This is a genomic window from Blastococcus sp. SYSU DS0828 (assembly GCF_054050975.1).
This window is the reverse complement of record NZ_JBJHAK010000005.1, coordinates 64,146-82,397: the sequence shown is the minus strand read 5'-3', so window position 1 is coordinate 82,397 and position 18,252 is coordinate 64,146. Positions and strand designations below refer to the sequence as shown.

The window sequence follows — 18,252 nt, the reverse complement described above, 5'->3', positions numbered from 1 at the left end:
GTCACCCACTCGACACCGGACGGCCACGTCCTCGTCGCCGGAGGACCTCATGTCGCCGACACCCCAGCCCTCGCGCACCTCACAGGCCTCGCCGCGGCTGCGGCGGATCGCGTTCTACTCGCACGACACCCAGGGTCTCGGGCACACGCGCCGCAACATCGCCCTGGCCGCCGCGCTGGTGGCGGCACGCCCCGACACGGACGTGCTCCTGCTGACCGGCAACCCGGAGGCGGCGATGCTTCCGCTCCCACCGCGCACGGACGTCCTCACGCTGCCCACGATCCGGAAGACCGACGACGGGGACTACGCAGCCCGTGCGCTGGCCAGCCCGCTCGAGGTGGTGCTGGACGTCCGGGCGCGCATCCTGGACGCCGCTCTGGGAGCCTTCGCCCCCGACCTGCTGGTCGTCGACAAGGTCGCCGCCGGGGTCTGCGGCGAGCTGCTCCCGGCGCTGAGCACGCTCCGCGAGCTGGGAGACACCCGCGTCGTCCTGGGGCTGCGGGAGGTGCTCGACCGCCCCGAGGTGGCGATCGAGGAGTGGGAGCGGTCGGCCACCACCGAGATCCTCGTCGACTACTTCGACGCGGTGTGGGTCTACGGCGATCCCGTCGTCTACGACCCGGTCGCCGAGTACCGCTTGCCGCCCGAGGTGGTCGCCATGGTCCAGTACACCGGCTACCTCGGGCACGGCCGCCGGGACACCGTTCGCCCGCGAAGCCGCCCGACCGCCCGGCTCACCCCGCCCGCCGAGCCCTACGTCCTCTGCACCGTGGGTGGTGGGCAGGACGGCCAGGAGCTGGCCCGGGCCTTCGCCTCGGCGCCGCTGCCCGAGGGGCACCGGGGGGTGTTGCTCACCGGGCCGTTCATGGCGGCCTCCGTGCGCGACGCCGTCCGGGCCGCTGCCGCGGCCGACGAGCGCCTGACCGTCCTCGATTTCGTGCCGGACAGCGAGGAGTTCTTCGCCGCGGCTGCCGCGGTGGTCTCGATGGGCGGGTACAACAGCGTCTGCGAGCTCCTCGCCGCCGGCGTCCGGGCGCTCGTCGTCCCGCGGGTGGCCCCACGCGAGGAGCAGCTGGTACGTGCCGAACGGCTCGCCGAGCGCGGGCTGCTCGACTACTGCCGCCCGGCCGACCTGAGCGGCGCCGTGCTGGGCGACTGGTTGGCGACCGCGGTCAGCACGCCCGCCCCGGCCGGTGCGCCGGTCGACCTGGACGGGCTGCGCCGGGTCCCGCACCTGGCCGACCTGGTGCTGGGCGGCCGGTCCCGTCCGCCCCTCGGCCGCTCCGCCCGCGGGACCGGTGGCGCGGGCGGCACCGCGCTGCAGGAGGTCCGTCGTGCAGCTGCCTGAGCCCATCCGCCCCGGCCGCGTGGGCTACGTGCTGAAGATGTACCCACGGTTCTCCGAGACCTTCGTGGTCACCGAGCTGCTCGCCCACCAGGAGCGCGGTCTCGACGTCGCGGTCTTCTCCCTGCGGCCACCGGCCGACGGCCGCTTCCACGAGTCGCTCGCCCGCCTGCGGGCGCCGGTCACCTACCTGCGCTCGTCGAGCATCCGCGCCGACGACCTGTGGACGGCGTTCCGGGACGCCCGCGCCGGGCTGCCTGACCTCGCCCACCACGCCGACGAGCTGTGGGACGCCGACGCGCTCGACGCCGCGCAGGCGCTGGAGCTCGCACTCGCCGTCCGCGCCGGGGGAGTCACGCACCTGCACGCCCACTTCGCGTCCGTCGCGACCACGGTCGCCCGGCTCGCCGCGCGGCTGGCGGGGATCACGTACTCGTTCACCGCCCACGCGAAGGACATCTTCCACAGCGAGGTCCGGCACGAGGAGCTGCGCGCCAAGCTGGTCGACGCCGCCGACGTCGTCACGATCAGCGACTTCAACCTCGCGCACCTGCGCGGCCGCTTCGGTTCCGCCGCGGACCGGGTCCGGCGGGTCTACAACGGCCTGGACCTCGCCGCCTTCCCGCGCAACCCGGTCACGGACCGCCCGCCGGTGATCGCGGCGGTGGGCCGGTTGGTGGAGAAGAAGGGGTTCGCGGACCTGCTGGACGCCGTCGCCTTGCTGCGCGCCCGTGGCCGCGAGCTCTCGGTGCAGCTGGTGGGCACCGGACCGCTGGCCGGCGAGCTGGCCGCCCGGGTCGGCCGGCTGGGGCTCCACGACGTCGTGACGATGACCGGGGCGCTCACCCAGGAGGAGGTGCGGAGGGTGGTCGGCTCGGCCGCCGTCTTCGCCGCGCCCTGCGTCGTCGGCGTCGACGGGAACCGCGACGGGCTGCCCACCGTGCTGCTGGAGGCGATGGCACTCGGGACGCCGTGCGTCGCGACGCCGGTGACCGGCATCCCCGAGGTCCTGCGGGACGAGGAGACCGGCCTGCTGGTGCCCGAGCGCGACCCCGGGGCGCTCGCGACCGCTCTGGGCCGACTGCTGGACGACGCCGACCTGCGCGCCCGGCTGGCGACGTCGGCGCGGCACCGCATCGAGGCCGACTTCGACGCCCGCCGGCAGGCGGCCGGCGTCGCGGCCGGCTTCCCGCCCGCTGCAGCTCCCACGGGGAGCGCGTCGACGGCCCGCACGCAGGCCGTGGTGGCCGGCTGATGCGCGTCGCCGTCGTCTGCACCGATCCGGGCATCCCGGTCTTCGGCAGCAAGGGCGCGTCGGTGCACCTGCAGGCGGTCCTCCGCGAGCTCGCCGCCGACGGGCACGAGGTGCACGTCCTCAGTCCCCGCCTGGGCGGCGAGCCGCTGCCCGGCCTCACGCTGGACGGTCTGCCACCGGTCACGGGAAAGGACGCTGACCGGGAGCGCTCCGCGCAGGCCTGCGACGCCGCCGTCGCCGCCTGCCTCGATCGGATCCGACCCGAGCTGGTCTACGAGCGGTACTCGCTGTGGGGGCGGACCGCGACCGCCTGGGCGCAGGGAGCCCGCGTGCCCAGCGTGCTGGAGGTCAACGCGCCGCTGCCCGCGGAGCAGGCCGCGCACCGGTCGCTGGCCGACCGCGCGGGCGCCGAGGCCGTCGCCTCCGCGGCCCTCTCCGCGGCGACGGCGGTCGTGTGCGTCAGCGACCCGGTCGCCGCCTGGGCCCGGTCGGTGTCCCGCCGTCCCGACCGGGTGCGGACCGAGCCCAACGGGGTCGACGTCGAGCGGGTGCAGCCGACGTCGCGGCCGGTGACCCCGGCATGGGGCACGCCGTTCACGGTCGGCTTCGTCGGCACCCTCAAGCCGTGGCACGGCGTGGAGACGCTGGTCGACGCCGTCGCCGCTCTGTCCGTGGACGACCCGACCTGGCGGCTGCTGCTGGTGGGTGACGGGCCGATGGGGCCGGCCCTGCTGACCCGGGCGGCGGAGGTCGGCGCCGTGGTCGAGGCGACCGGCGCCCTGCCGCCGGCGGACGTGCCGGCCCAGCTGCAGCGCATGGACGTCGGAGTGGCGCCCTACCCCGCCGACGAGAACAGCTACTTCTCCCCGCTGAAGGTCTACGAGTACCTCGCCGCCGGGCTCCCGGTCGTCGCGAGCCGGGTCGGGCAGGTGCCGGGCATCCTCGGCGGCGGGCCCGACGGGCGGCCGCTGGGCCGGCTCGTCCCGCCCGGCGACCCGGCCGCGCTGGCCGCCGCCCTGTCGGCCTTGCGCGCGGATGCCGCCGAGCGGAAGCGCCTCCGCTCCGCCGGGCGCGCGGCCGCGGTGTCCCGGCACACCTGGCGGGACGTCGTCCGCCGCTCGCTCGCGCACGCGCTCGGGACGGCCGCGCCGGCGGGGCCGGGGGTGCCGCGGTGAGGACGGGCACGCCGATCCGCCGTGAGCGGCCGATCGGCCTGCGCTCGGCGCTGCCGGGGCTGCGGCGCACGCTGCGCCGCTTCGGCCCGCACGTGCGCAGCCAGCGCCGGCTGCTCCTGCTGGGGCTGCTCGCCCTGTTCGCCGAGGTCGCCATGCGGCTGCTGGAGCCCTGGCCGCTGGCCTGGGTCATCGACGCCGTCGTGGTCGCTGCCGGCGCCGACCTCTCCGTCGCACCGCGTGACGACCTGGGCACCGTGCTGGTCGTCGCCTCGATCGCCGTCTTCGCGGTCGTCGCGCTGAGGGCGCTGGCCTCCTTCGGCATGACCGTCTGCTTCGCGCTGGCCGGGAACCGGGTGCTCACCCGGGTGCGCGGCGAGCTGTACGCCCACCTCAACCGGTTGTCGATGGCGTTCCACGACCGTGCGAGGACCGGGGACCTGGTCACGCGGGTCACCGGGGACGTCGGCCGGCTGCAGGAGGCGACGGTCACCGCGGCGCTGCCCCTGTTCGGTAACGCCGTGACGCTGCTCGGGATGCTCGCGGTCGTCGCCGCGCTCAACCTCCAGCTGGCGATGGTCGTGCTGCTGGTCTTCCCGCTCTTCGGGCTGATCAGCGTGCGGCTCACCCGGCGGATCAGTGGCGTCTCGCGGACCCAGCGCACGGCCGAGGGAGCGCTGGCGTCGCTGGCCACCGAGTCGCTCGGGGCGATGACGGTGGTGCAGAGCTACTCCCTCGAGGAGCGCATGCAGCAGCGCTTCGGCGGCAGCAACGAGCGAAGCCTGCGCGACGGCGTGCGGGCCAAGCGGCTCTCTGCCGGGCTGGAGCGCAGCACCGACGTCCTCGTGGGCCTGGCCACGGGCATCGTCCTCTACGTCGGGGCCCGTCAGGTCCTGGCCGGTGACCTGACTCCCGGCGAGCTGACCGTCTTCCTCACCTACCTGAAGACGGCGTTCAAGCCGATGCGCGACATCGCGAAGTACACCGGCCGGATCTCCAAGGCCGCCGCGTCCGGGGAGCGGATCGTCGACGTCCTGGAGGTGGAGCCGGGGCTGCGGGACGCCCCGTGGGCACGCCCGTGCCCCGCACTGCTCGGCTACGTCGAGTTCGACGACGTCCACCTCGCCTACGAGCCCGGTCATCCCGTGCTGCGGGGCGTGAGCGCGCGGGTGCGGCCGGGGGAGCGGATCGCCGTCGTCGGCCCCTCGGGGGCGGGGAAGTCCTCCCTCGTCTCGCTCCTGTCCCGGCTGCGCGACCCGGACACGGGCACCGTCGCCTTCGACGGGCACGACCTCCGCGACCTCACCGTCGCGTCGGTGCGCGCGAGCGTGTCCATCGTGCTCCAGGAGAGCGTGCTGTTCGCCGCATCGGTGCGGGAGAACATCGCGCTCGGTGTCGACCGGGAGGTCACCCAGGAGGAGATCGAGGCGGCCGCCCGGCTCGCCGGCGCACACGACTTCGTCAGGCGGTTGCCGCAGGGCTACGACACCGTGGTCGGCGAGCGCGGCTCGACGCTGTCCGGCGGCCAGCGGCAGCGGATCGCCATCGCACGGGCCGCTCTCCGCGACGCCCCGATCGTCGTCCTGGACGAGGCGCTCACCGGCCTCGACGAGGACACCGAGGCGGAGGTGACCGCGGCGCTGGCCCGGCTGACCCACGGGCGCACCACGTTCGTGATCACCCACGACCTCGCCGCGGCCCGGAACGCCGACCGGGTGTTCTGGATGGAGGACGGCCGGGTGCTCCGCACCGGGCGGCCCGAGGCGGTCCTGCCGGCCGGGCCGGTCCCGCTGCCGGCGGAGCACCCGCGCACCGCGCCGATCTCCGTCGTGCCGGCGGACCGGCCGGCGACGCGGTCCGAGGAGTTCCCCCGTGCAGCCCGCTGACGCCGACCTCGCCGCCCGTGACCCCGGTCTGCCGGGCCTGCCGGTGCTGCTGGACGACGACGTGCTGGCCGGCTGGCTGGCCGGGCACGGCCTCGGGACCGCGCGACGCCGCTACCTCCGGTACAAGCCGGGCACCGGCTGCGTGCTCGGCCTGGAGCTGCGCACCGGGGCGGGCGCGGTCCCTGCGGTGCTCAGCGCCTGGGCCGGCCACAGCGCGCCCAAGCTCGCCAAGACCCGCCGCCGGGCCCCGGGCGGAACGGTGCTCGCCGTGGACGAGGGCAGGCGCCTGCTGCTCACCACCGGGGCGGCCGACCGCGACCTGCCGGGTGTCGCCGCGCTGGCCGGGCCGGGCGGCGGGCCCGGCGTCCTGGCTCCGCTGCTCCCGGGGTGGCCGCTCGCCGCGGCGACGATCCGGGTGCTGCGGTACAAGCCCGCCCGCCGGTGGGTCGGCGTCCTCACCGCCGCCGGCCGGGAGCCGGTGCTGCTGCGTGTCCACCGGCCGGCCGTCACCGCCGAACTGGTGACCGCCCTCTCCGCGTTCGGCACGGCCCGGGTGCGCACGCCGGGGCTCGTCGCCGCGGATGCCGGCCTCGGCCTGACGGTCATGGAGTGGCTGCCCGGTGAGGCGTTGAGCGACGTCCCCGTCGGCGACCGTGCGCCGCTGCTCCGCGCCACGGGCCGGGCGCTGGCGCAGCTCCACCAGCACTCCGCCCCGGGGCTGCGGCGCCGTCCCGAGACGGTCGCGGAGAGCACGCGGGCCGGAGCCCGCCTCGTGGCGCGGCTGCTCCCCGCGCAGGCCGGCCGCGCCCTGGGCCTGGCCGCGGTGATCGCGGCGCGGCTCCGACCACCGCCCGGGCTGCGGGTCTGCCACGGTGACTTCTCGGCCGACCAGGTGGTCGTCGGGCCGAGCGGCCCGGCGCTCGCCGACCTCGACGAGCTGGCGCTCGACGATCCTGCCGCCGACCTCGCGTCGATGATCGCCGGCGCCCGTCTCGACGGTGGCGGGCACGGGGGGGACGTGGAGCCGGTGCTCGCCGGCTACGCCACGATCCGTGCGCTGCCCCCGGCTCGTCAGCTGGCCGCCCACACCGCCGCTGCGCTGCTGCGCCGGGCGCCGGAGCCCTTCCGGCTGGCCGAACCCGCGTGGGACAGCGGTCTGGTCCGCGCCCTGGACGCCGCCGAGCGGGCCCTGTCGTGAACGGGAGCCGGACGCGCACCCGGCTCGCCGCCGCCTGCGCCGCCGTCGAGAGCCTGGGCGGTCGGCTGCTGCGGGCCTGGCCGCGAGGTCCGGAGCACCTGCTCCTGGAGGCCACGCTGGGCGGGGGGCCGACCGCGGGGCAGTGGTTCGGCGATCCCGGACGCGCCCGGGCGGTCGCCGAGGCGACCGTCGGCGCGACCGTGCATGGCGGCCTCGTGCTGCAGCCCCGGGGCGCTGACCGGCGGTTGCGCGGCCTGGGCGAGCTCCTCGCCGCTCCGGGCGCCGCTCTGCTGGCCCACCGCCCGGAGCGGCGCGCGGTGCTGCGCCACGGCGGACCGGACGGAGCAGTGGCCTACACGAAGGTGGTGCGGCCGGACCGGTTGCCGGGCCTGCTGCTCGCGGCCCAGCGGGTGCCCCGGCTGCCGGTGCGCACACCGCGGTTGCTCGGGTCCGACCTCGGACTCGGCCGGCTGACCACGGCCGCCCTGCCGGGCCGGCCGCTGCACGAACTGCTCGCCTCCGCAGCCGCGGTGCCGGCCTGCCGGTCGCTGGGCACGGCCCTGGCTGCGCTGCACCGGGCGCCGGTACCGCCGGGTACGCCGGTGCACGACGCAGCGGCGGAGGTGGCGGTGCTCCGTCGGTGGGCGGAGCTGGCCCGCACGTTCGGAGCGGCGGACGTCCCCGGTGTCGAGGACGTGGCCCGCGCACTGGCGGACCGGCCGGCCGGTCCACCGGCGCTCCTGCACCGGGACCTGCACGACCGGCAGGTGCTCGTGGCCGACGACGGGTCCGTCGGGCTGCTCGACTTCGACCTGCTCGCCGCCGGGGAGCCGGCGCTCGACGTGGCCAATCTGCTGGTCCACCTGGAGCTGCGGGAGCAGCAGGGTCTTCTCGGAACCGCGGCGGTGCTGCGCGACGCGGTGCTCGAGGGGTACCGCCCGTCCACCGCCACGCTCACCCGACTACCGGCCTACGCGGCGGCGACCCGGCTCCGGCTCGCCGCGGTGTACGCCTTCCGTCCCGGCGCGGCGGTCAGCTGACCTCGCCGGGGTACCTGTCGACGGCCGGATGGCGCCTGGTGCACCCGGAACCACCGGCGGGGTCACCAGCCGCGCTCGCGCCACTCGCCCAGGTGCGGGCGCTCGGCGCCGAGGGTGGTGTCCCGCCCGTGCCCGGGGTAGATCCAGGCGTCGTCCGGGAGGACGGCGAACAGTCGCTCCTCGACGTCGTCGATCAGGCTGGCGAAGTCCTCCGCCGACCAGGTCTTGCCCACGCCGCCGGGGAAGAGGCTGTCGCCGGTGAAGACGTGCACCCCCGCGTCGGCGGGGCCACGCCAGACCAGCGCGATGCTGCCGGGCGTGTGCCCGCGCAGGTGCACGACCTCGAGCGTCTGCTCACCGACCGCCACGGTGTCGCCGTGCTCGGCCGGCCGCGTCACCGGAACGGGCAGGGCGGCGGCGTCGGCCGGGTGGGCGACGGTCGCCGCCCCGGTCTCGCGCACGACGTCGGGCAGCGCCCGGTGGTGGTCCCAGTGCCCGTGGGTGGTGACGACCGTGCGCAGGTCGGCGTCGCCGACCAGCGAGCGGAGGGTGGCCGGCTCGTCGGCGGCGTCGACCAGCAGGGCCTCGCCGGTGGCGGTGCACCGGAGCAGGTAGGCGTTGTTCGCCATCTCGCTGACCGCGACCTTGCTGATGGTCAGCCCGGGCAGCTCGCGCACGTCGGCGGGGCCGCCCACCGTGACGTCTCCGGTATAGGTGGGGGTGCTCATCCGGACTCCGTTCGGAAAGTGTCGGCGGGCGCGGTTACGGTCCAGTCATGGACGCTAGCGGAGGTGTCGGCACCGCTCAGGGCGACGCTGCAGGAGGCGGGGCCGCGGGGGGCGAGCCGCAGGAGCCCGGGGCGCGGATCGTCGGGCTGACGGCGACGGAGATCGCGGCGCGGGTCCGCGCGGGCGAGCTGACGGCGGTGGAGGTGGTCCGCGCGCACCTCGACCACATCGAGGCGGTCGACGCGCGGGTCGGCGCCTTCCGCGTCGTCCGGCGCGAGGCGGCGCTGGCCGAGGCCGCCGCGGTCGACGCGAGCCTCACCCGCTTCGCCCTCCCGCTGGCCGGGGTGCCCGTCGCGGTGAAGGACAACGTGCCGGTGGCCGGCGAGGTGTGCACCGACGGCTCCCCGGCCCGGGAGAGCGGACCGGAGCGCCGCGACCACGAGATCGTCACCCGGCTGCGCAAGGCCGGCGCGGTCGTCGTCGGCATCACCCGGGTGCCCGAGCTGTGCCTGTACGCCGCCACCGACGGCCCGGGCACGGTCACGCGCAATCCCTGGGACACCGCCCTCTCGCCGGCGGGCAGCTCGGGCGGCAGTGCGGCGGCAGTGGCCTCCGGCGCCGTCCCGCTCGCCCACGGCAACGACGGGATGGGCTCCCTCCGGCTGCCCGCCGCGGCGTGCGGGCTGGTCACGCTCAAGCCCGGCGTCGGGGTGGTCCCGGGTGGCATCGGCGCCGACGACTGGTCGGGCATGGCCGTCAACGGCGCGCTGGCCACCACGGTCGCCGACCTCGCGGTCGCGCACGCCGTGCTGGCGGGGGAGCGGCCCACGGCCCCGGCCGCGCCCGGACGTCCGCTCCGGATCGCCGTCAGCACCCGGTCGCCGCTCCCCGGCGTCGGCGCGGACGAGGCCACGCGCGCGGCGGTCGACGCCGTGGTGAACCAGCTGCGGGCGGCCGGGCACACGGTGGTGCGCCGGAACCCGCCGGTCACCCCGGCCGCCGCGGCCGGCGCGCTCGCGCGGTGGATGGCCGGGGCGGAGGACGACGCGGAGTTCCTCGGCATCGACCGTGCGCGGCTGCAGCCCCGCAGCCGCACGCACGCCCGCGTCGGCCGGCTGGTGCGCCGGCTCGGGCTGGTGCGGCCCCGGACGCAGGAGCGGTTCCGGGAGCGGATGGAGCGCTTCTTCGACGACGTCGACCTGCTGCTCACGCCGGTCACCACCGGTCCGCCGCTGCCCGCCCGGCCCTGGCACGAGCGGTCCTTCCTGGCCAACCTCACGGCCAACGCGCGCTGGTCCCCGTGGACGGCGGCCTGGAACCTCGCGGGCATCCCGGCCGCGGTCCTGCCGGCCGGCGCCCGGCCGGGCGGGCCCCCCGTGCCGGTCCAGTTCGTCGGGCCGCCGGGTGCCGAGGAGCGGCTACTCTGGATCGCCGGCGAGCTGGAGTCCCGTCGGCCCTGGCGCCGGTACGCGCCCGTCTTCGACCCCACCGCGACGCCGGCCTGAGCCCGAGCGCGCAGCGGCCGCCCGGTGACCGGGCGCAACTCACAGCGCCGGGTGGACGACCGCGGGCCGCGCCGGAGTTGCACGGGCTGGGCCGCGATCGGACCACGACCGCCGCCGTCCAGGCCACCACCGCACCACCCACCAGCGACCGACAGGGATCACATGGACCGGCTCGTCGTCCGCGGCGCCCGCGAGCACAACCTCAAGGACGTCCACATCGACCTCCCCCGTGACGCGCTCATCGTCTTCACGGGGCTGTCGGGGTCGGGCAAGTCCAGCCTCGCCTTCGACACGATCTTCGCCGAGGGGCAGCGGCGGTACGTCGAGTCGCTGTCGGCCTACGCCCGCCAGTTCCTCGGCCAGATGGACAAGCCCGACGTCGACTTCATCGAGGGGCTCTCGCCGGCGGTGTCGATCGACCAGAAGTCGACCAACCGAAACCCCCGGTCGACCGTCGGCACCATCACCGAGGTCTACGACTACCTGCGGCTGCTGTACGCGCGGGCCGGGCAGCCGCACTGCCCGAACTGCGGCAAGCCGATCTCGCGGCAGACCCCGCAGCAGATCGTCGACCAGGTGCTGGCGATGGAGGAGGGCACCCGCTTCCAGGTGCTCGCCCCCGTCGTGCGGGCGCGCAAGGGCGAGTACGTGGACCTGTTCAGCTCGCTGCAGACCCAGGGGTTCTCCCGCGTCCGCGTCGACGGCACCGTGCACCCGCTCACCGAACCGCCGGCGCTGAAGAAGCAGGAGAAGCACAGCATCGAGGTGATCGTCGACCGGCTCACGGTGAAGGAGAGCGCCAAGCGCCGGCTCACCGACTCGGTGGAGACCGCGCTCGGGCTGGCCGGGGGGCTGGTCGTCCTGGACTTCGTCGACCTGCCGGAGGGTGACCCCGCGCGCGAGCGCACCTTCTCCGAGCACCTGGCCTGCGTCGACGACGGGCTGTCGTTCGAGGCGCTCGAGCCGCGCTCGTTCTCCTTCAACTCGCCCTTCGGCGCCTGCGGCGAGTGCACCGGGATCGGCACGCGCAAGGAGGTCGACCCCGAGCTCGTCGTGCCGGATCCCGGCAAGAGCCTCAACCAGGGCGCGATCGCCCCGTGGTCGAGCTCGATGAGCAACGAGTACTTCACCCGACTGCTGACCGGTCTCTCGCAGCAGATCGGCTTCTCGATGGACGATCCGTGGGAGCGGCTGCCGGCCAAGGTGCAGAAGGCGATCCTGCACGGCTCGCCCGACCAGGTGCACGTGCGCTACAAGAACCGGTACGGCCGCGAGCGCAGCTACTACGCCGCCTTCGAGGGTGTCCTGCCGTTCCTGGAGCGCCGGCACGACGACACCGACAGCGACTACATGCGGGACAAGTACGAGGGTTACATGCGCGACGTGCCCTGTCCCGTCTGCCACGGCACCCGGCTCAAGCCGGAGATCCTCGCGGTGAAGCTCAACGGCCGCTCCATCGCCGAGGTCACCAACCTCTCCATCGGCGAGGCGTCGCAGTGGCTCGGCGCGCTGGAGCTCGGGGAGCGGGAGAAGGCGATCGCCGATCGCGTGCTGCGCGAGATCCAGGCCCGGCTGTCCTTCCTCGTCGACGTCGGGCTGGACTACCTCTCCCTCGACCGCCCGGCCGCCACCCTGGCCGGCGGTGAGGCGCAGCGCATCCGGCTGGCCACCCAGATCGGATCCGGCCTCGTCGGTGTCCTCTACGTGCTGGACGAGCCGTCGATCGGGCTGCACCAGCGGGACAACACCAAGCTCATCGAGACCCTCGTGCGGCTGCGCGACATGGGCAACACGCTGATCGTCGTCGAGCACGACGAGGACACCATCAAGACCGCGGACTGGGTGGTCGACATCGGCCCGGGAGCCGGTGAGCACGGCGGCGAGGTGGTGGTCAGCGGCACGGTCGAGGACCTGCTCGCCAGCGAGCGGTCGCTGACCGGCCAGTACCTGTCCGGGCGCAAGGAGATCACCGTCCCGGCGAAACGCCGCGAGCGGACCCCGGGGCGCGAGCTGGTGGTGAAGGGCGCCCGCGAGAACAACCTGCGGGGTGTCGACGTCACCTTCCCGCTCGGCATGCTCGTCGCCGTCACCGGCGTCTCCGGGTCGGGCAAGTCCAGCCTGGTCAACGACATCCTCTACAGCGTCCTGGCCAACGAGCTGAACCGGGCGCGACTGGTGCCCGGCCGGCACCGCACGGTCACCGGGCTGGAGCACCTGGACAAGGTCGTGCACGTCGACCAGTCGCCGATCGGCCGCACCCCGCGCTCGAACCCGGCCACCTACACCGGCGTCTGGGACCACGTGCGCAAGCTGTTCGCCCAGACCTCGGAGGCGAAGGTCCGCGGCTACCTGCCGGGCCGGTTCTCCTTCAACGTGAAGGGCGGCCGCTGCGAGGCCTGCTCGGGCGACGGCACGCTGAAGATCGAGATGAACTTCCTGCCCGACGTCTACGTGCCGTGCGAGGTGTGCAAGGGCGCCCGGTTCAACCGGGAGACCCTCGAGGTGCACTACAAGGGCAAGACGGTGTCCGAGGTCCTCGACATGCCGATCGAGGAGGCGGCGGACTTCTTCGCCGCCATCCCGGCCATCGCCCGGTACCTGCGCACGCTCACCGACGTCGGCCTGGGCTACGTCCGGCTCGGCCAGCCGGCGACCACGCTCTCCGGTGGTGAGGCGCAGCGGGTGAAGCTCGCGAGCGAGCTGCAGAAGCGGTCCAACGGGCGCAGCATCTACGTGCTCGACGAGCCCACCACCGGTCTGCACTTCGAGGACATCCGCAAGCTGCTGCTGGTCCTGCAGGGGCTGGTCGACAAGGGCAACTCGGTGCTCGTGATCGAGCACAACCTCGACGTCATCAAGAGCGCCGACTGGCTGGTCGACATGGGGCCCGAGGGGGGCTTCCGCGGCGGCATGGTCGTCGCGGAGGGCACGCCGGAGTTCGTCGCCTCGGTGCCGGAGAGCCACACCGGCCGGTACCTCGTGCCGTTGCTGGACGCCGACGCCGTCGCCGCGGCGGCGGCCGGCCCGGTGAAGAAGCGGGCGCGCAAGAAGGCCAGCTGACCGGTGGACGTCGACGGTCCGCGCCCGCACGCCGGGGCCCGGGCCGTCGACGTCGCGGGCGGCTTCAGCCCGCGGCCGGAACCGCCGTCGGCAGCGGCCGGACGTCGGAGATGACGAAGCCGGAGGTCGGCAGCGTCGGCAGCCGGCGCAGGCTGACGCTGAGGTCCTGGACCCCCACCCGGTAGCGCATCGACCGGGTCAGCTGGCGGATCGCCTCGGCGATGAGCAGCCGGGTCATCGGCTCGCCGGGGCAGCGGTGGTCGTCCCCGTACTCGCCCGCGCCCTGCGGCACCAGCGTGTAGGGATCGCCCTTCCAGTCGCGGAACCGCTCGGGGCGGAACGCCTCGGGGTCCGGCCACAGCCGCGGATCGTGGTTGGTGCCGTACAGGTCCAGCAGCACCCGCAGGCCCACCTGGAAGTCGTGCCCCTGCCAGGTGAACGGCCGGCGCACCCGCCCGCCGATCAACGGGAAGAACGGGTAGTACCGGCGGACCTCGTCGACGAAGGCCATGAGGTCGGTCTCGTCACCGTCGGCGAAGGTGTCGTACCAGGACGGGTGACGCAGCAGCGCCATCGCCGCGAAGACGACGTACCGGCTGACGGCGACGATGGGCCGCAGGACGTTGAGCAGCTCCACCCCGGCAGCCGGCAGGGTGAGCGGCTCCCCGGCGGTGTCGCGGTGGGCGGCGATCACGGCCAGCGCGCTGCCGGCCGGCGGCTGCAGGGCGCCGCGGCGGGTGCGCTCGACGAGGTCCCGCGCCCACCGCTCCGAGCGGTTGCGCAGCACCCTGGCCAGCCAGTTCCGTGGCCCCAGGTCACCGGCGTGGTCGACCATCGCCGACATCTCCCGGGTGCGCAGGCGCACGTCGCGCTCGCTCATCGGCAGCCCGGCCCAGCCCGCCGCCACACGGGTCAGCACCTCGTTCACCGCGTCGTGCAGCGCGACGCGACCGGCCCGCTGCCAGCGGGGGACGGCGCGGCGCCACTCGTCGGCGAGCCGCTCGGTGATCGCCTCGCTGCCGGTGCCCTGGAGCACGCTGAGGAACATGTCCTTGCGGTGGCGGTGCGGTTCGCCGTCCAGCGCCTGCACGCTGCCCTCGTCCTGGAGCAGGCGCAGCACCGACGAGGGGAACGCCCCCGTCCGGGTGAAGCGCTCACCGCTGTAGAAGATCCGGGCCGCCTCGGTGCCGCGCATGCAGACCGCCGGCTGCAGCAGCAACCGGGTGCGGAAGGCGTCCGTATCGAGCTGGTCACAGCGCCGGGAGATGAAGGCGTAGCCGTCGCGCAGCAGGGCCAGCGAGCTGTCGGGCGCGGGGAGGGTCGGGATCATCGGTCACCTCTTCCGGTCGTCGTTCCGGGCCACCCGGCACGGCTGCCCGGTACCGCGATCGCCGAACCACGCGGCGCTGCTCGGCGTGCTGGTCGGGCGCCGTGGCGGATCGCGCGTGGGCGTGCTGCGTGGGGTCGGCGCACCCCCGGGCCGCCGGACCGCGGGGCCGCCGGACCGGGGGGTGGAGGCCACGGGGTTGAGCGGGAAGCCCCACCGCCGTACTCTCGTTGTGACCGACGTCACGTAGAGCATTCGAGCAGCGTGGCGGAGTCCCTCGGAGGAGGACAGCGATGAGTGCGCTGACGCCCGACTGCGACCCCGATCTCTCGAACTGCGGCTCGCCCGTGTCCGGCGGGGGAGTGCGGTCGACGATCGTCCTGCTCGCTGTGCTGGCCTTGTCCGCGTCCGTCCTCACCGGTGGGGCGTCGGGCGTGATGACGGTCGCGGCCGGCGGTGCGGGAGCCGTGTCGGCCCTGGTGCTGGCGCGGCGGGCGGTTCACCTCGCCCAGCGCGCGACTGCCGGGCTCACCGCCCACGCGCCCTGGCGGTCCCGCCCGGTAGTCTGAGCCGGCGTCCCCGAGCCCGGTGCGGCGCGCTGGCGCCGGACCGGGCTCGACGCCTGCCCGCAACCGCTGGGGCGGTTGTGACGGACGGGTGCGCTCGCTGACGACGTGTCGGTGCGGCGACCTAGTGTGGAGGCATGGCCGACCCCTCCACGTACCGCCCGGCGGTCGGCTCCATCCCGGAGTCCCCGGGGGTCTACAAGTTCCGTGACCCGAACGGCCGGGTCATCTACGTGGGCAAGGCCAAGAGCCTCCGGCAGCGGCTGAACAGCTACTTCGCCGACGTCGCGGGCCTGCACCCGCGCACGCGCCAGATGGTGACGACGGCGTCGAGCGTGGAGTGGACCGTCGTCGGCACCGAGGTCGAGGCGCTCCAGCTCGAGTACAACTGGATCAAGGAGTTCGACCCCCGCTTCAACGTCCGCTACCGCGACGACAAGAGCTACCCGAGCCTCGCCGTGACGCTGAACGAGGAGTACCCGAGGCTGCAGGTCATGCGCGGGCCCAAGAAGAAGGGCGTCCGCTACTTCGGCCCCTACGCCCACGCCTGGGCGATCCGCGAGACCCTCGACACGCTGACCCGCGTCTTCCCGGCACGGACCTGCTCCACCGGCGTCTTCAAGCGCGCCGGCCAGATCGGCCGGCCCTGCCTGCTGGGCTATATCGGCAAGTGCGCCGCCCCGTGCGTGGGCCGGGTGAGCGCCGAGGAGCACCGGCGGATCGTCGACGACTTCTGCGACTTCATGGCCGGGCGCACCGACTCGATGATCAAGCGGCTCGAGCGGGAGATGGGTGAGGCCGCCGAGGCGATGGAGTACGAGAAGGCCGCCCGGCTCCGCGACGACATCGGAGCGCTCAAGCGGGCGATGGAGAAGCAGGCCGTCGTCCTCGGCGACGGCACCGACGCCGACGTCGTCGCCTTCGCCCAGGACGAGCTCGAGGCGGCCGTCCAGGTCTTCCACGTCCGCGGCGGGCGGGTGCGCGGGCAGCGGGGCTGGATCATCGACAAGGTCGAGGACGTCACCACCGGCGAACTGGTGGAGCAGTTCCTCCTCCAGGTGTACGGCGGGGTCGACGAGGAGACCGGCGTCGGTGAGGCCGGCGAGGCCGTCCCGCGCGAGGTGCTCGTCCCCGAGCTGCCCGACGACGCCGACGTCTACGTCGAGCTGCTCGAGGAGCTCCGCGGCGGCCGGGTCTCACTGCGCGTGCCGCAACGGGGCGACAAGCGCAGCCTCATGGAGACCGTCGAGCGCAACGCCAAGGAGGCGTTCGCCCGGCACCGGGTGAAGCGGTCCAGTGACCTGACCGCTCGCTCGCTCGCGCTGTCGGAGCTCCAGGAGGCGCTCGAGCTGCCCGACGCACCGCTGCGGATCGAGTGCATCGACATCAGCCACGTCCAGGGCACCAACGTGGTGGCCTCGATGGTCGTCTTCGAGGACGGGCTGGCGAAGAAGTCCGACTACCGCCGGTTCTCCGTCACCGAGGGCACCGACGACACCGCGGCCATGGCCGAGGTGGTCCGCCGCCGCTTCGCCCGGCACCTCAAGGACGAGGCCGACCGCCGGGACGAGCAGGGGATCGCCGCCGAGGAGGGGCGCCCCCGCCGGTTCGCCTACCCGCCGAACCTGCTGGTGGTCGACGGCGGTGCTCCCCAGGTGGCCGCGGCCGCGCGCTCGCTGGACGAGCTCGGCATCGTCGACGTCGCCGTCTGCGGGCTGGCCAAGCGCATGGAGGAGGTGTGGCTGCCGGGGGAGAGCGACCCGGTGATCCTGCCGCGCACCTCGGAGGCGCTCTACCTGCTGCAGCGGGTGCGCGACGAGGCCCACCGCTTCGCCATCACCTACCACCGGCAGAAGCGGTCCACCGGCATGCTGGTCTCCCTCCTGGACGACGTCCCCGGGCTCGGGGAGACGCGTCGCAAGGCGTTGATGAAGCAGTTCGGCTCGCTCAAACGGTTGCGGGCCGCGACAGTGGAGGAGCTCATGGCGGTACCCGGCATCGGCCGGCGGACGGCGGAGGCGGTGCAGATGGCGGTGGCCGAACCGGTGCCGGCGCCCGAGGAGGGGAAGCCGCCGGCGGCGGAGACCACCCTCGCGCCCCAGGGCCCGGCCGAGCAGGGCGTCCCGCGCGCCGGCTCCGGGAACACCGCCGAGGTCGGCCGGGTGGCCTCGTGACCGCGGACGCCGGCAGGGAGGCCGAGGCGCCGGCCCAGGGGCCCGGCACCACGCCCCCGGTGGGGCCCCAGAACGACGTCTCGCCGGCGATGGACCCGGCGAGCACGGAGACCCAGCCACTCGAGGTCGTCGTCGTCACCGGGCTCTCGGGCGCCGGGAAGAACAGCGCCGGCCGGGTGCTCGAGGACCTCGGCTGGTTCGTCGTGGACAACCTGCCGCCGGCGCTGCTGCTGCCGATGGTGGAGCTGGGCGCCCGCGGGGACCTGCGCCGGTTCGCCGCCGTCGTCGACGTCCGCAGCCGGGCCTTCTCCAGCGACCTGCAGGAGGCCATCCGGGTCCTCTCCGAGGCCGGGCACCGGCCCCGGGTGGTGTACGTGCACGCCCGCGACGAGGTGCTGGTCCGGCGCTACGAGTCCGTCCGTCGGGAGCACCCGCTGCAGGGGAACGGCACGCTCATCGACGGGATCACCGCCGAACGCGCGCTGCTCACCGGCATCGCCGGCGAGGCCGATCTGTGGGTGGACACCAGCGATCTCAACGTCCACCAGCTACGTGCCACCCTGGAGAACGCGTTCGCCCGCGACGGCCAGACCCCGCCCCTCACCGCGACGGTGATGAGCTTCGGCTTCAAGTACGGGCTGCCGCTGGACGCCGACCTCGTGGTGGACGCCCGCTTCCTGCCGAACCCGCACTGGGTGCCGGAGCTGCGGGGGCACACCGGGCGCGACGCCGACGTCCGCGACTACGTGCTCGGGCAGCAGGACGCCGCCAACTTCCTGGACCGGTACGGCGAGGTGCTGCGGCTGCTGCTGCCCGGCTACCGCCGCGAGGGCAAGCGCTACCTGACGCTCGCGGTCGGCTGCACCGGCGGGAAGCACCGCAGCGTGGCGATCGCCGAGGAGTTCGCCCGGCGGCTGGGCGCCGAGGGCATCGCCGCCGTGGCCCGGCACCGCGACCTGGGGCGCGAGTAGTGGCAGGGCCGACGGTCCCGGGACG

13 protein-coding genes are annotated in these 18,252 nt (G+C 74.8%); 11 read left to right on the top strand and 2 right to left on the bottom strand.

The window, feature by feature from the left end; genetic code table 11:
* Window positions 1–49 precede the first annotated feature (49 nt).
* The 6 genes from ACI79Q_RS05590 to ACI79Q_RS05565 are packed head-to-tail and all read left to right on the top strand — an operon-like array spanning window position 50 to window position 7,896.
* Window positions 50–1,348, top strand: coding sequence for a glycosyltransferase family protein (locus tag ACI79Q_RS05590; RefSeq protein WP_456590311.1), 1,299 nt, complete (start codon window positions 50–52; stop codon window positions 1,346–1,348).
* Entirely contained in the window at window positions 1,335–2,600 is a 1,266-nt protein-coding gene (locus ACI79Q_RS05585) for a glycosyltransferase (protein ID WP_456590312.1), read from the top strand. Before ACI79Q_RS05590 ends, ACI79Q_RS05585 begins: the two co-directional genes overlap by 14 nt.
* Window positions 2,600–3,775: a glycosyltransferase family 4 protein gene (locus ACI79Q_RS05580; RefSeq protein WP_456614345.1), complete on the top strand. Its 1,176-nt coding sequence runs from the start codon at window positions 2,600–2,602 to the stop codon at window positions 3,773–3,775. Before ACI79Q_RS05585 ends, ACI79Q_RS05580 begins: the two co-directional genes overlap by 1 nt.
* Window positions 3,772–5,658, top strand: a complete 1,887-nt coding sequence (locus tag ACI79Q_RS05575) for an ABC transporter ATP-binding protein (protein WP_456614344.1) — start codon at window positions 3,772–3,774, stop codon at window positions 5,656–5,658. Before ACI79Q_RS05580 ends, ACI79Q_RS05575 begins: the two co-directional genes overlap by 4 nt.
* Window positions 5,645–6,856 carry a phosphotransferase enzyme family protein gene (locus tag ACI79Q_RS05570; RefSeq protein WP_456614343.1) on the top strand — a complete coding sequence of 404 codons (1,212 nt, stop codon included), beginning with the start codon at window positions 5,645–5,647 and terminating at the stop codon, window positions 6,854–6,856. Before ACI79Q_RS05575 ends, ACI79Q_RS05570 begins: the two co-directional genes overlap by 14 nt.
* On the top strand, window positions 6,853–7,896 hold the full coding sequence (locus ACI79Q_RS05565; RefSeq protein WP_456614342.1) for a phosphotransferase family protein: 1,044 nt from the start codon (window positions 6,853–6,855) through the stop codon (window positions 7,894–7,896). Before ACI79Q_RS05570 ends, ACI79Q_RS05565 begins: the two co-directional genes overlap by 4 nt.
* A gap of 62 nt (window positions 7,897–7,958) precedes the next feature.
* Here ACI79Q_RS05565 and ACI79Q_RS05560 read toward each other — a convergent pair whose 3' ends face one another.
* A complete protein-coding gene (locus ACI79Q_RS05560) occupies window positions 7,959–8,624 on the bottom strand; it encodes an MBL fold metallo-hydrolase (protein WP_456590317.1) in 666 nt (221 codons plus the stop codon).
* A 47-nt stretch (window positions 8,625–8,671) separates the two neighbouring features.
* Between ACI79Q_RS05560 and ACI79Q_RS05555 the strand changes: the two genes are divergently transcribed.
* Complete coding sequence (locus ACI79Q_RS05555; protein WP_456590318.1) at window positions 8,672–10,129, top strand: amidase; 1,458 nt, start codon at window positions 8,672–8,674, stop codon at window positions 10,127–10,129.
* A 162-nt stretch (window positions 10,130–10,291) separates the two neighbouring features.
* Entirely contained in the window at window positions 10,292–13,189 is a 2,898-nt protein-coding gene (gene uvrA, locus ACI79Q_RS05550) for an excinuclease ABC subunit UvrA (protein WP_456590319.1), read from the top strand.
* Between the two features lie 64 nt (window positions 13,190–13,253).
* Here the strand turns inward: uvrA and ACI79Q_RS05545 are convergent, their stop codons facing one another.
* Window positions 13,254–14,519, bottom strand: coding sequence for a cytochrome P450 (locus ACI79Q_RS05545; protein WP_456614341.1), 1,266 nt, complete (start codon window positions 14,517–14,519; stop codon window positions 13,254–13,256).
* A 290-nt stretch (window positions 14,520–14,809) separates the two neighbouring features.
* Here ACI79Q_RS05545 and ACI79Q_RS05540 point away from each other — a divergent pair, with 290 nt between their 5' ends.
* The 3 genes from ACI79Q_RS05540 (at window position 14,810) to rapZ (ending at window position 18,227) form a co-directional block, all read left to right on the top strand.
* The gene (locus ACI79Q_RS05540) at window positions 14,810–15,085 is read left to right on the top strand and encodes a hypothetical protein (RefSeq protein ID WP_456598841.1); all 276 of its coding nucleotides are present in this window, start codon (window positions 14,810–14,812) and stop codon (window positions 15,083–15,085) included.
* 134 nt (window positions 15,086–15,219) lie between these two features.
* On the top strand, window positions 15,220–17,256 hold the full coding sequence (uvrC, locus tag ACI79Q_RS05535; protein ID WP_456596477.1) for an excinuclease ABC subunit UvrC: 2,037 nt from the start codon (window positions 15,220–15,222) through the stop codon (window positions 17,254–17,256).
* The gene (gene rapZ, locus ACI79Q_RS05530) at window positions 17,253–18,227 is read left to right on the top strand and encodes an RNase adapter RapZ (RefSeq protein WP_456590323.1); all 975 of its coding nucleotides are present in this window, start codon (window positions 17,253–17,255) and stop codon (window positions 18,225–18,227) included. Before uvrC ends, rapZ begins: the two co-directional genes overlap by 4 nt.
* The last annotated feature ends 25 nt before the right edge of the window (window positions 18,228–18,252 follow it).